Origin of the sequence: Lentilactobacillus rapi DSM 19907 = JCM 15042 (genome assembly GCF_001436255.1) — a bacterium.
GTDB classification, from domain to species: domain Bacteria; phylum Bacillota; class Bacilli; order Lactobacillales; family Lactobacillaceae; genus Lentilactobacillus; species Lentilactobacillus rapi.
In genome coordinates this window covers 1-12461 of the sequence record NZ_AZEI01000054.1, presented here as the reverse complement: position 1 = coordinate 12461, position 12461 = coordinate 1, and the positions used below count along the sequence as shown (strand labels likewise).

At 45.5% G+C, this 12461-nt stretch carries 13 protein-coding genes and 1 other annotated feature; of the genes, 7 read left to right on the top strand and 6 right to left on the bottom strand.

What is annotated here, in order from left to right; genetic code table 11:
- The first annotated feature begins 322 nt into the window (after positions 1-322).
- On the top strand, positions 323-1108 hold the full coding sequence (locus FD12_RS06850; protein WP_056982295.1) for a CHAD domain-containing protein: 786 nt from the start codon (positions 323-325) through the stop codon (positions 1106-1108).
- A gap of 131 nt (positions 1109-1239) precedes the next feature.
- Here FD12_RS06850 and trpA read toward each other — a convergent pair whose 3' ends face one another.
- Genes trpA through trpD form a run of 5 tightly spaced genes read right to left on the bottom strand, consistent with a single transcriptional unit; the run spans position 1240 to position 5635 of the window.
- A complete protein-coding gene (trpA, locus tag FD12_RS06845) occupies positions 1240-2037 on the bottom strand; it encodes a tryptophan synthase subunit alpha (RefSeq protein ID WP_056982294.1) in 798 nt (265 codons plus the stop codon).
- Positions 2030-3247, bottom strand: coding sequence for a tryptophan synthase subunit beta (trpB, locus tag FD12_RS06840; RefSeq protein ID WP_054749005.1), 1218 nt, complete (start codon positions 3245-3247; stop codon positions 2030-2032). The genes trpA and trpB overlap by 8 nt, the downstream gene beginning before the upstream one ends.
- Positions 3244-3831, bottom strand: coding sequence for a phosphoribosylanthranilate isomerase (locus FD12_RS06835; RefSeq protein WP_056982293.1), 588 nt, complete (start codon positions 3829-3831; stop codon positions 3244-3246). The genes trpB and FD12_RS06835 overlap by 4 nt, the downstream gene beginning before the upstream one ends.
- Positions 3832-3833: 2 nt before the next feature.
- A complete protein-coding gene (gene trpC / locus FD12_RS06830; protein ID WP_056982292.1) occupies positions 3834-4613 on the bottom strand; it encodes an indole-3-glycerol phosphate synthase TrpC in 780 nt (259 codons plus the stop codon).
- The gene (gene trpD, locus FD12_RS06825; protein ID WP_054749003.1) at positions 4610-5635 is read right to left on the bottom strand and encodes an anthranilate phosphoribosyltransferase; all 1026 of its coding nucleotides are present in this window, start codon (positions 5633-5635) and stop codon (positions 4610-4612) included. Before trpD ends, trpC begins: the two co-directional genes overlap by 4 nt.
- A 532-nt stretch (positions 5636-6167) precedes the next feature.
- Positions 6168-6435, bottom strand: a binding site (T-box leader).
- A gap of 101 nt (positions 6436-6536) precedes the next feature.
- Between trpD and FD12_RS06820 the strand changes: the two genes are divergently transcribed.
- The 3 genes from FD12_RS06820 to FD12_RS06810 all read left to right on the top strand — a co-directional run bounded on the left by FD12_RS06820 (position 6537) and on the right by FD12_RS06810 (position 8293).
- Positions 6537-6875 carry an iron chaperone gene (locus FD12_RS06820; RefSeq protein ID WP_056982291.1) on the top strand — a complete coding sequence of 113 codons (339 nt, stop codon included), beginning with the start codon at positions 6537-6539 and terminating at the stop codon, positions 6873-6875.
- A 71-nt stretch (positions 6876-6946) separates the two neighbouring features.
- Positions 6947-7258 (top strand): SemiSWEET family transporter, encoded by a 312-nt coding sequence (locus FD12_RS06815; RefSeq protein ID WP_054749004.1) that lies wholly within the window; start codon positions 6947-6949, stop codon positions 7256-7258.
- Between the two features lie 42 nt (positions 7259-7300).
- Positions 7301-8293: a LacI family DNA-binding transcriptional regulator gene (locus FD12_RS06810; protein ID WP_056982289.1), complete on the top strand. Its 993-nt coding sequence runs from the start codon at positions 7301-7303 to the stop codon at positions 8291-8293.
- A 169-nt stretch (positions 8294-8462) separates the two neighbouring features.
- Here FD12_RS06810 and FD12_RS06805 read toward each other — a convergent pair whose 3' ends face one another.
- Positions 8463-10136 (bottom strand): glycoside hydrolase family 13 protein, encoded by a 1674-nt coding sequence (locus FD12_RS06805; RefSeq protein WP_056982288.1) that lies wholly within the window; start codon positions 10134-10136, stop codon positions 8463-8465.
- 208 nt (positions 10137-10344) lie between these two features.
- Here FD12_RS06805 and FD12_RS06800 point away from each other — a divergent pair, with 208 nt between their 5' ends.
- Genes FD12_RS06800 through FD12_RS06790 form a run of 3 tightly spaced genes read left to right on the top strand, consistent with a single transcriptional unit; the run spans position 10345 to position 12248 of the window.
- Positions 10345-10626, top strand: a complete 282-nt coding sequence (locus FD12_RS06800; RefSeq protein WP_056982298.1) for a hypothetical protein — start codon at positions 10345-10347, stop codon at positions 10624-10626.
- A gap of 59 nt (positions 10627-10685) precedes the next feature.
- Positions 10686-11471 (top strand): carbon-nitrogen family hydrolase, encoded by a 786-nt coding sequence (locus FD12_RS06795; RefSeq protein ID WP_056982287.1) that lies wholly within the window; start codon positions 10686-10688, stop codon positions 11469-11471.
- Between the two features lie 36 nt (positions 11472-11507).
- On the top strand, positions 11508-12248 hold the full coding sequence (locus tag FD12_RS06790; protein ID WP_056982286.1) for a class I SAM-dependent methyltransferase: 741 nt from the start codon (positions 11508-11510) through the stop codon (positions 12246-12248).
- Positions 12249-12461: the final 213 nt, after the last annotated feature.

The window sequence follows — 12461 nt, the reverse complement described above, 5'->3', positions numbered from 1 at the left end:
CCTTTTTTGCAAAAGTATACCAAAACTCAATTTAGATCTCAAACAGTTTCTTAGCAATTTTCAGCATGTTGGGACTCCTTCCAGGTTCTTTTTGAATCATTATTTGTTGCTTAATTAGGTACCGAACTATGTTACTGCTCGATATGGAAAAATACAAGCCATAAATGGATTGTTTTAGCAAACCGATAAATTCCATTATGAACTATTCTGCAATAAAATTCACGTGTTTATATATAAGTCTGCCTAACCAATATATAATAGAAGAAAAGACAACCAGCTGTTATTCTACGACAGGACTTCGTAAAAGAGAAGAGGCAAAATAATGAAATCAGTTCAGCCTATTTTAGCCCAACAATTTAATTTAATTCAAACGGAATTAAACCGGTTCCGAAACAATCCATATTCGGCAGATCGCGTCCATGATTTACGGGTGGCAATTCGAACTTTACGCGGATTGTTCAAATTTTTGAAGCGGGAAATCCCTCGGACGACGTTTGAAGACATCGATCAGACACTCAGTGCTGCCGCAATGATCTTTGGTCCACTGCGAGAATTAGATGTGCTGATTGCCCAGGCTGGTGATTTTGCTTATGCCCATCCAGATAGTGGGAGTGATTATCAAAACCTGTTTCAAGATTTTCATGCCAAGCGGGATGCGGAAATGCAGCGAGTCCTGACCGACGATGTTCAACATCAATTGGTTGCCGATTTGGATAATGTGAAGCGACACTTGGCGTTCTTAGCATTCGATCGGACCACCAATTGGAATCAATATGTATTTCGTGAACTGAAGCGGCGCGGTGACAAAGTCGTTCGCAAATATCAGCGACTGGATTTTAACGACTATCTCCGGGTACACCAAATCCGTAAAAAAGCGAAAACGTTAAGATATTCCGCTACGTATTTCGCCGACTTTGCTCCCAAGCTGGCTGGTAAGATTGGTAAAAAAGCTAAAACCATTCAGGATGAATCCGGGAAAATTACCGATGCCCATGTCAATGATGGCTTGCTGCAAAAGTTTGCGAATCAGGCTGATAATCCCGCCGAAGCAAAGTTGTTGTTACGAATTGCCCGAGCCCAGCGGGAACTGATTGCCGGGACGCGTTGAAATGGGCTGATGGTGATTGGATTCAACGATCGATAGATTAAATTCATCAAAGCAGCTGTCATAGAATATAAAGGAGCCCCAGATAAAAATCCAACCAGGATTTCTATCTGGGACTCCTTTACATTGATTCATCAAACAGTTGCTTTTCTGGTATTACTTTCATTAATTGCGCTCCGAATCGATTTCGTAAATTTCTCAACCGCTTCAGGAGCATTTTGCTTTTGCTTATCAACGATATCAACAATGGCACTACCGATGATCACGCCATCGGCAATGGTGGCCATTTCTTTGGCCTGTTCCGGTGTATGGACACCAAAGCCGATTGCGGTTGGCACGTCGGTATATTGCTTGATTTCGGCAACCAGATCCTTCAAGCCATTGAAGAATTCGTTCCGTTCACCCGTGATTCCCAGTGATGAGACGACGTAGATGAAGCCGCTAGCATCCTTGGCAATTTTTTCGATCCGGTGACCAGACGTTGGTGTAATTAATGGAATAATATCGATGCCGTATTTGTTGGCAGCCGGCATGATCTCGGCTTTACTTTCATATGGCATGTCGGGAATAACGAGGCCAGAGATGGCTAATTCGTGACACTTTTTACAGAAAGCTTCGTAACCATATTTGAAGACGATATTTAAATAAGTTAAAAAGACAATTGGCACGTCGGTTTGTTTCCTAGCTGCTTCTACAATTTCAAAGACGGTCTTGGTTCGAACCCCTGCCGCAAACGCTCGTAGATCTGCCGATTGGATGACGGGGCCGTCGGCGATTGGGTCGGAAAAGGGGATGCCAACTTCAACGATGTCAGCGCCACCTTCAGCTAACGCAACGATGTTGGCAACCGTCGTGTCAAAATCGGGATCGTCAGCAACGACAAATGGAATGAAAGCTTTATGGTTTTTAAAAATGTTAGCGAGATTACTCATCAATATCGACTCCTTTATATTTGGCGATGCTGGCAACGTCTTTGTCACCCCGTCCAGAGAGGGTGCAGACGATGATTTGGTCCTTAGTCATGGTTGGGGCAACCTTTTCAACGTAGGCAATGGCGTGGCAGCTTTCAATGGCGGCAACAATCCCTTCTTCTTTAGCGATGTATTCGAAGGCTTGAACGGATTCGTCGTCAGTGATGCCAACGTATTGAGCCCGGCCTTCTTTGGCGAGGGCAGCGTGTTCAGGACCAACGCCCGGATAATCCAATCCTGCTGAAATTGAGTAAACTGGGTTGATCTGGCCATCGTCATTTTGAAGGAATAATGATTTCATGCCATGGAAGATCCCAACTGACCCGCGTTCAATGGTTGCGGCGGTTTTATCGGTGTTAACGCCTTTACCAGCGGCTTCCACCCCAACTAATTTAACGCTGGGATCGTCGATGTAGTCGGCAAAACTACCAATGGCGTTACTACCGCCACCAACACAGGCAACAACCATGTCGGGCAGGGTGTTTTCTTTGGCCTTCAACTGAACCTTTGATTCTTTACTGATGACGCTTTGGAAATGTTTGACCATTTCTGGGAAGGGGTAAGGACCCACAGCTGAACCCATGACGTAGAAAGTGTCCTCGGAACGGGTTGCCCATTCTTGCAAGGCCGCGTTAATAGCATCTTTCAGCACCATTGAACCGGTGGTTACGGGATGAACTTTTGCTCCTAAGAGTTCCATTCGGTAAACGTTTAATTTTTGGCGGTCGGTATCTTCCTTGCCCATGAAAATTTCACATTCCATGCCAAACAATGCAGCAATCGTGGCAGTGGCAACACCATGTTGGCCGGCACCGGTTTCGGCGATCAAACGTTTCTTGCCGAGATGCTTTGCCAACAAGGCTTGGCCAATGACGTTGTTAATCTTGTGAGCACCAGTGTGGTTTAAATCTTCACGTTTGAGATAAATCTTGGCGCCACCGAGGTCTTCTGTCATATTTTTAGCGTAGTAGAGCAATGATGGGCGGTTGGCATAGTTGACGAGCAAGTCATGCAATTCGGCCTTAAAATCTGGATCATCTTTCAATGTATGGAAGGCTTTGTCGACCTTTTCCAATTCAGTCATCAATGTTTCTGGAATGTATTGGCCGCCATATGTACCGGCATAAATGCCAGCGCGGTTATCTTTTGTTTCTTCTTTTAATTTTGTCATAGCACAACTTCCTCTTTCGCATTTTTTATGAATTCAGTGATTTTAGTTGGATCTTTTAATTGGTTAGTTTCAACGCCGCTGGAAACATCGACAATATCTGGGTGGACGATGCTAACGGCTTGATTGACATTGGTAGGGGTTAGACCACCGGCTAAAATAAGCGGTCGGTCAATTTCGGGGATTGCCTGCCAGTTGAGTACTTGCCCACTGCCTTTGCCGCTGTCGACCATCAGATAGTCTGCTTGGGACGTTAAATCGATGGATTGTCGTTCAAAAACTTGAATGACTTTGAGGCCGGTAGCTTGGAGCCTGGCAATTTCTGCCGGGGTACTTTTCCCATGGAGTTGGGCAATATCGATGGCCCCCGCATGGTAGCTGGCTAAGATATCGTCGGCTGATTCATTGACAAAGACGCCAACGGTTGGAATGTTACGATTCAGATGCTGGCGTAACTGCAATGCCGTTGTCAACGAAATCTGGTGCCGACTTGGGGCAAACACGAAGCCGGCAAAATCAGCTTCAGCCGCATTCACTGCTTGAATATCTTGAAGGCGCATTAAGCCACAAATTTTAACCTTGACCATTGTTAAGCCTCCTTGAACGACTTGATTAATGCTTGTTTATTGGCGGATCTCATTAGGGTTTCTCCCATGAGGATGCCGTTGAAGCCGGCAGCAGCTAATTGAGCAACGTCCGCCTGAGTTTTGATCCCACTCTCGGCAATGACCGGGATGGATTCTGGGACCATTGCTTTGAGCTTGAGACTGTTATTAAAATCAACGTGGAAATCTTTGAGATTCCGGTTGTTGATGCCGACGATCTTGGCGCCAGACTTCAATGCGCGGGTTACTTCATCAGCGGTGTACGCTTCAACAATCGCCTGCATGCCGAGGCTTTCGGCTAATTTACGGTATTCTTTGAGCTGTTGGTCGTCCACGATGGCAACGATTAGTAAGATGATTGAGGCCCCATTAGCCTTGGCTTCGTAAATCATGTAAGGATCAATGGTGAAATCCTTGCGTAAAGTTGGTGCTGAGACTGCTTGGCTGATCTCTTTCAGGTAGTTGAGCCGCCCATTGAAATAATCGGGTTCGGTTAACACCGAAATGGCGTCGGCCCCAGCAGCATCGTAAGCCTTGGCAATTTGCAAGTATGGAAAGTCAGTAACGATCGTTCCCTTAGAAGGGGAGGATTTTTTAACTTCGGAGATGACGTGCAAACCGGGCTGTTTCAGGATGCTCAGAAAATCGGGCTTGCTGCTGGCTGGAAGTTGGGCAACCTGCTGCTTTAACTGATTCAGCGGAAGTTGCGCTTCATGTTGAGCAAGCCTCGCCTTGGTTGCGGTGACTAAATCGTCGAGGATCATGCCACCACGTCCTTGCGCTTGTTTGAAAAGGCAATCAAGCTGTTTAATTCTGCTTGGGCTTTGCCGGTGTCGATTGTCTTGGCAGCTAAGTCGATTCCTTCTTGAATTGAAAGTTCTGGGTGAGCGAGGTGTAGGGCGGAACCGGCGTTTAATAGGACGATGTCACGCTTAGGCCCCTTCTTGCCAGCCAGAATGTCGCGGGTAATTTGACCGTTGTCATCAGGCGTGCCGCCAACCAGGTCTTGGCGGTTAGCTCGCTTGAAGCCAAATTGTTCTGGAGTTAAGACATACTTGGTTAATTTGCCATCTTTTAATTCAACGACGGCAGTTTCGTCTGCAACTGTCATTTCATCCAAGCCATCACGGCCGTGGATCACCATGGCATTTTTAACGCCTAACTTCTTGAGGACGTTGGCTAACGGTTCAAGCAGGTCTTCATCATAAACGCCGAGAAGTTGGCGAGTGGGGTGGGCTGGATTAGCTAGTGGCCCTAAGATGTTGAAGATGGTGCGGATGCCTAATTGCTTGCGAACTGGGGCAACGTACTTCATGGACTTGTGGTATTCCTGAGCAAATAAGAAGCAGAGGTTGTTTGCTTTCAAGCTGTCAAAGCTGGTAGCGGGATCTTCGTTGATGTCTAGGCCAAGGGCTTCAAAGACATCAGCGGCACCGCTCTTGGATGAAGCGGCCCGGTTACCATGCTTGGCAACCTTGGTACCAGTTGCGGCAACGACGATAGCGCTGGTGGTTGAAATGTTGAAGGTGTTGGCGTGATCACCACCGGTTCCAACAATTTCTAAGACATCTTTGGTAGCGGGGAATTTCAATGCATGGTTTCTCATCGATGATGCAGCCCCGGCGATTTCGTCGATGGTTGGGTTTTTAGCAGTTAAAGCAGTCAAAAGACTGGCAGTTTCAATTTCGGAAGTTTCGCCGTTCATAATTTCATCGAGTACGGTTTGGCTTTCAGCAAAGGTTAAATCTTCGTGGTTAACAACTTTTTCAATGGCTTGTTTGATCATGATATGTGCCTCCAATTTTTAGTGAGCGGAGTAAAGCGGTTAGAAGTCGGAGTGTAAGTCTCCGCCGAGGGAAATTCCCGGTTCTGGAATTTTTCTCGGTGGTGCTTACATGCAGACTTCTGCTTTACGGAGCTGTCCTAGTGTAGTGAGCGGAGTAAAGCGGGAATAATCGGAATATAAGTCTCCTTCTGCAGAAATCCTGGTTTTGGATTTTTGCAGAAGGTGCTTATATGCAGATTATTGCTTTACGAAGCTGTCCTAGTATAAGTGTCTGATTTTATATTGATTGAAATTCAGTTTGTGAATCGCCATCGTTTAATTTCTTTAGTGTTCATCTGAGGAACCTCCAAGGTAGTTGATTGGTTGAATGTTATCTAGCTAAAACGTGTTCCGACGAACCAGATGCTAACTTCTAAGGTATCTTTGATTCAACCCCAGAACCGGGGTTTAAACCAAAGGTACCTTAGAGGCCACATCTCCCGGTTCTCGTCACGCTCTGGCTACAAAAAAATCCGCCCATAACTTTATACAAGTTAAGGACGGATTATTCCGCGGTGCCACCTTAGTTCAATTAATCAGGGTAGATAAAAATCATCTATTAAGTTCCCCAATTAATTACGCTTAGCGAGAGACTAACATCCCTCCGACAACTGACGTATGCCAACACGTTTTTCCGTACTCGAGAACTTTCGGGAAAACCCTCAGTGGTCCATTTAATTACCTGCGTTCGGCTGCACTCTCATCAACGGCAGCTCTCTGTGCGTGCACAATAATCTTGATCTCCACTTCATCGGTTTTATGGACGAATTAATTGTTGCTTTGTATATTAGAGCTTTATAATTAGATTGTCAACAGATTTTAATTAAATGATTTTCAATCATGATTAGAGAGGGTGCCGAAAATGGAAAAGATCATCAAAGATTACATCACCAAACAGCCGGTAGACCGGCAGTCTCAACTTAATGAACTGTATCAAATCATTGCCACAGAAATGCCAAAAAATACCACTGAAAAAATATCGTATGGGATGCCAACCTTTTACTTTCACAGAAATATTATCCACTTTGCCAATTTCAAACATCACTTGGGCATTTATCCGGGGTCTAAAGCGATTGTCAAATTTGCCACTCAGTTAACGAAATATCAAACGAGTAAAGGAGCCATCAAACTTCCCGTCAACAAGCCGTTACCCGCCGAATTGATCCGCCAAATCGTGAGGTATAACCTCCAAATCGACTAGCTTTCCTTATATAGAAGTGGTATCACGGAATGTATAGGAAACAGTTAGTGAAAATCAATGGAGGGAATTTAGTGCAAAATCAGTTGAGCCACCCAGGCGGCCATTCAGTACACACCAATAAACATATTTTAAGTGAGGACAGGATCGTTGGCGATATTGCGACAATTGCCAACATGATCATGTACATTTCATACATAGGAGAAATCGTGCAAAATTTGAACGGTAATCCAACGTCATTTATCCAGCCGTTTTGCGCGGCCATCAATGCGGCTTTATGGGTTGCTTATGGTTGGGTTAAACCTAAACGCGATTGGATTTTGATTGTTGCCGATGTGCCCGGGGTCATCTTTGGGTTGGTAGCTGCGATCACGGCTATTGTATAATGATCACAACAGCAAGAAAATAATGAGATTGGAGCGATCAACTTGAAAGCAAAAATTGCCGACATCGCAAAAATCGCGGGATTATCAGCGGCTTCAGTTTCAAGAATCTTAAACGGCCGCGGGCGCTATAGTGAAGCCACTGCTAAACGAGTGAGGCGAATTGCCGCGGACATCGGTTATTATAAAAATCGTTCGGCTTCCGACTTGGCCCGGCAGACGAGTAATACTTTTGGCGTGGTTTACACAGATCTAGAGACACACTTTAATGAATCATTACTGAAAGGGATTATGGCTCAGGCTACTGCCGATCAGTTGGACGTCATTATTATGATTGGCAAGCGTGAGGATGAACAAAGCCTCACAAAAATTGTCCGGGATATGATTGAACGGCGGGTGTTTGGCTTGCTGTTTTTGTCAATTCAACCAAGCCAAGCGATTATTGACATTTTGCGCAAGGCCAATATTCAAGCCCAAGTGGTGGGTTCCGCCACTGAAAATGAGATTGCTTACGTGTCCTCTGATGATTTTCAGATCGGCTATCAAGCAACTCGATTTCTAATTGAGAAGGGCTATCGAACGATTGGCTTAGCGGGGATGAACGTCACTGAGGATTATGTTGGCCTACAACGGCACCAGGGCTACCAGCAAGCGCTCCAAGAAGCTAAGATTCCTTATGATGCCGGGCTGGTGTATCCTGGAAATTTCAGCTATCAGGCTGGCCTAGATGCGGCGACCTACTACCATGAGCATCAGCAGGTTGACGCGATTATTGGCGCCAGTGATGAGGTTTCGCTCGGTTTATTAAACGGCTTTCACGACCTCAAAGTCCCTGTGCCGGCAGAAATTGGGTTGATGAGCATTGACGGCACCGAGTTGTGTGATCAAAGCCGACCGAAAATGACCAGTGTGACGCAGAATTTTAGACTGATGGGGACGCAAGCTGTCTCTGAATTAGCAACTCCTAAGAACCAAGGTAACGTCACAAAGATACCATTTAAAATTGAAGAACGGCAAACCACGTGGCTGGGGCATTAGTCGGAAAAGTATTTATAAATGCAACTTAGCTTGCCATTTTGATATTGATAAAACTTGCGACTAACGGCTGATCCCCGCCATTTAAACCCAAAAAGTAATGCATTCCAAAACCAGAATGCATTACTTTTTGGGCTTAAATTCTGGAATCAAATCGCCTTTCGTCCCAATCTCACTCATTCAGCAGATATGCCTTAGCTTCATATGGCCGGAGTTCGACCAGCTGATCATCGTGATAGTTTGAAATCACCAATTGATCTGCACCCGTTTGGCCATAATCCCGTTTTAAAGTATCAGTGGTAAAGTTACTGATTACCAACAGCTTCTGGCCTTGGTATTCTCGTCGATAGGCAAAAACCTGATCATCAGCTGGATCGAGTTCTTGATAATCACCATAAACCACCAAATCAGATGAATGGCGTAGTTTGATTAGCTGCTGATAGAACCCGAAGACCGAATCGGGATCATTCACTTGATCGGCCGCGTTGATCGTTTGGTAATTAGGATTAACCGCCATCCAAGGGGTACCTTGACTGAAGCCAGCGTTAGTTGAGGTATCCCACTGCATTGGCGTTCGGGCGTTATCCCGGGACATCGCAGCCAAATATTTGAGCATCGTAGCTTGATCAACAATCTTTTCCTGGTTGACCAATTCCGAAAACGCGTTGACCGATTCTAGATCTTGATACTGGGAAATATCCGTGTAGTGGCAGTTGGTCATGCCCAATTCTTCGCCTTGATAGATATAAGGCGTGCCTTTTAGCAGATGCAGGGTGAGCGCCAACATCTTAGCAGAAATAACCCGATACTTTTCCGAGTCATTCCCAAAGCGGGAAACCGCCCGCGGTTGGTCGTGGTTATTCCAGTAAAGACTATTCCAGCCGGTCTGATTGAGGCCGGTTTGCCATCTGGAGAGTGACTTCTTCAGGTCGGTTAATTTCACCGGCGCATCATTCCATTTCCCAAGCCGCTTGTCTGGATTAGGCGTCAGGGTGACGTGTTCAAATTGAAAAATCATATCGAGTTCGTGGTTGTCGCGTCCTGTGTAGCGCTTGGCATCTTCAAGTTTTGAACCGATCATTTCGCCAATCGAAACAACATCGTATTTGCTGAGGACTTCTTGGTTCATTTCCTTGAGATAGCTGTCTAGGCGTTTTCCGTCCGCAACGATTGGTTGGGCGTCCGCATACAGGGCATGACCCGGGTTGGGGGCATCCGGATAGCCATCTGGTTTGTCCAGCAGACCGATTGAATCCATCCGAAAGCCGTCAATCCCCTTATCAAGCCACCAACGCATCATTTTATAGACAGCTTGGCGCATGTCTGGATTGCGCCAGTTCAGCTCAGGCTGTTCCTTGGCAAATAAATGCATGTAGTACTGGCCGAGCTTCTGATCATAAGTCCAAGCTGGGCCACTGAAATAGGACCCCCAATTATTTGGTAACTTTCCAGGCTTGCCGTCAACCCAAATATAGTAATCGTGGTAAGGATTATCTTGAGATTTTTTGGACTCAACGAACCATTTCTGCTGGTCTGAACTGTGATTGACAACCAAGTCCATGACGAGCTTAATCCCCAATTGATGCGCTTTGGCTAAGAGGGTATCGAAGACTTGCATATTGCCAAATACTGGCTGGATGTCTTCGTAATCGCTGACGTCATAGCCATTGTCCCGGTCGGGTGATCGGTAAACGGGGTTTAACCAGATGACGTCGGCTCCCAGCTTTTTGATGTAGGGCAATCGATTGATAATGCCCTGTAAATCCCCAATCCCATCATTATCGCTGTCTTGAAAACTCCTTGGATAAACCTGATAAATGACTGCATTTTCCCACCATTTTCGCATGTGCCTGTTCTCCTCTGATTTATTTTTTTGACAAAAAGAAAGCAACTTGTTATTATTTGCGTAAGCGTTTACTCAACTTGTATTGTATCCGATTCCAATCCTTTGTCAACACAAAATCTGAACGCGAGTCAGGGATTCGTTTGCAGGTTAATAAATGGCGATGAAATTTCTAATTGGGATTAAAAATGGTAGTGGGGGAGTGTTTTCGATGAGAGTCAAGAAAGAGGTTAATCGGTTAGCAGAAGTTAAAGTTGTCGGTGATTTTGCCACCGTGGCTTGCCTGGTCATGTATGTATCGTATATTGGTCAAATACTCGCGAACTTAAACGGGCATCCGGTGTCACCAGCACAACCGATCTTTGCGGCAATCAATGCGGCACTATGGGTGGGGTACGGCTGGTTGAAACCGCAAAAAGACTGGCGAGTGATTATCGCAAACTTTCCGGGAATTATTTTTGGAATTTTGACAGCGCTTACAGCAATGATCTGAATAACTGAAAGTTTTTGAATAGTGCTATACTATTGCAAAAAGCAGTAGGAGGCATCTAAATGAAAATAACCATTTCACTCGCACAACTTGATATTGATTTTGGCGATCCGGATAAAAATTTTGCCCAGATTGAACCGGCCGTTAAACAGGCCGCTCAGGACAACGCCGATATTGTGGTGTTTCCTGAGATGTGGAATACCGGTTATGATTTAACTAGACTTGAGGAAGTTGCTGACAAAAATGGTGAGCGAACTCAGGCGTTGTTAGCCCAGTTGGCAGAAAAATACCAAATCACGATTCACGGCGGCTCGGTATCGACTGCCCAACATGGGGCCTTTTATAATACGACCTATATATTTGGCCCAGATGGGAATTTGCTGACCTCATATGACAAGGTTCATTTATTTGGCCTCATGAATGAAGACAAATATTTGGCTGCTGGCCACGAGGAAGATCACTTTCAAGTTAAGGGCATCAATGCCACCAGTGTTATCTGCTACGACATTCGTTTCCCCGAGTGGCTGCGGACACTCAGTTTGGATGATAGCCGGATTATTTTTGTGCCTGCTGAATGGCCGACTGACCGAATGAATCAATGGCGGCGATTACTAGCAGCGCGGGCTATCGAGAATCAGAGCTTTGTGGTTGCCGTTAACCGGGTTGGCAGTGATCCTGACAATCCCTTTGGCGGCCATTCCGGCATTTATAATCCGCTGGGCGATGAATTAGTGAGCTTAAATGATCAGCCTCAACTGAAAACTTTCACGATTGAAACCGGCGAAACCGATGATGCCAGAGGCTTTATGCCAGTATTTGCTGATCGACGGCCTGAGTTGTATCGTTAATGGCTGAACCTGATTGAGTGTCAATGGGAGATTGTGATGACGGATATTTATGATAATGACGCATTCTTTAAAGCATATAGCAATATGGCCCGCTCAAAAGGTGGCTTAAAGGCTGCTGGTGAATGGCATGAATTAAAGAAGCTGCTGCCCGACTTTCACGAGAAACGGGTTCTGGATCTCGGTTGCGTCTACGGGTGGCATTGCCGCTATGCCGCTGATCATGGGGCTGACTCAGTCGTTGGGATTGATGCGTCAACCAAAATGATTCAAACGGCTCAGTCGATGACCGATCAGGCCAACATTCAGTACCAAGTGTTGGATATGCTGGCAATGGACCAACTTGACGGCCAGTTTGATGTCATTATCAGTTCATTGGCCATTCACTACGTTGCCGATTATGCAGGCTTGATCGCCAAAATTCGGGCAAAACTCCAGCGTGGTGGTCAATTGATCATGAGTGTCGAGCACCCGGTGTTTACAGCCGAAGGTCATGAAGAGTGGGTTGATGGTTCAAACGGCTCAGCTAGCCAGCACAAATATTGGCCGGTTGACCATTATTTTGATGAGGGCAAACGGGTGACGGACTTTTTGGGTTACCCGGTTGTTAAATATCATCGAACGCTGACAACGTATTTGAATACTTTGCTAGATCAAGGCTTTACGCTCAATCGGGTGGTTGAACCCACCCCGACCAAGCAAATGTTGGCCGATAGCCAGGAAATGCGCGATGAATTGCGGCGACCGATGATGCTGCTGATTGCTGCGACTTTGAAGTAAATGATAGCTGAATTTTTAGGTAAAAACAATCTAAGATTAGACGGCAAGGTGTTGATAAATGTAACTGGGCTTGCCATTCTTATATTGATAAAAATTGTGACAAATGGCTGATCTTTGCCATTTAAGCCAAAAAAGTAATGCATTCAGTTCAGTTTTGAATGAAGTGAACCCCAATAGTTGGAGATAATATTTAATAATTTTCAGGCACATAAC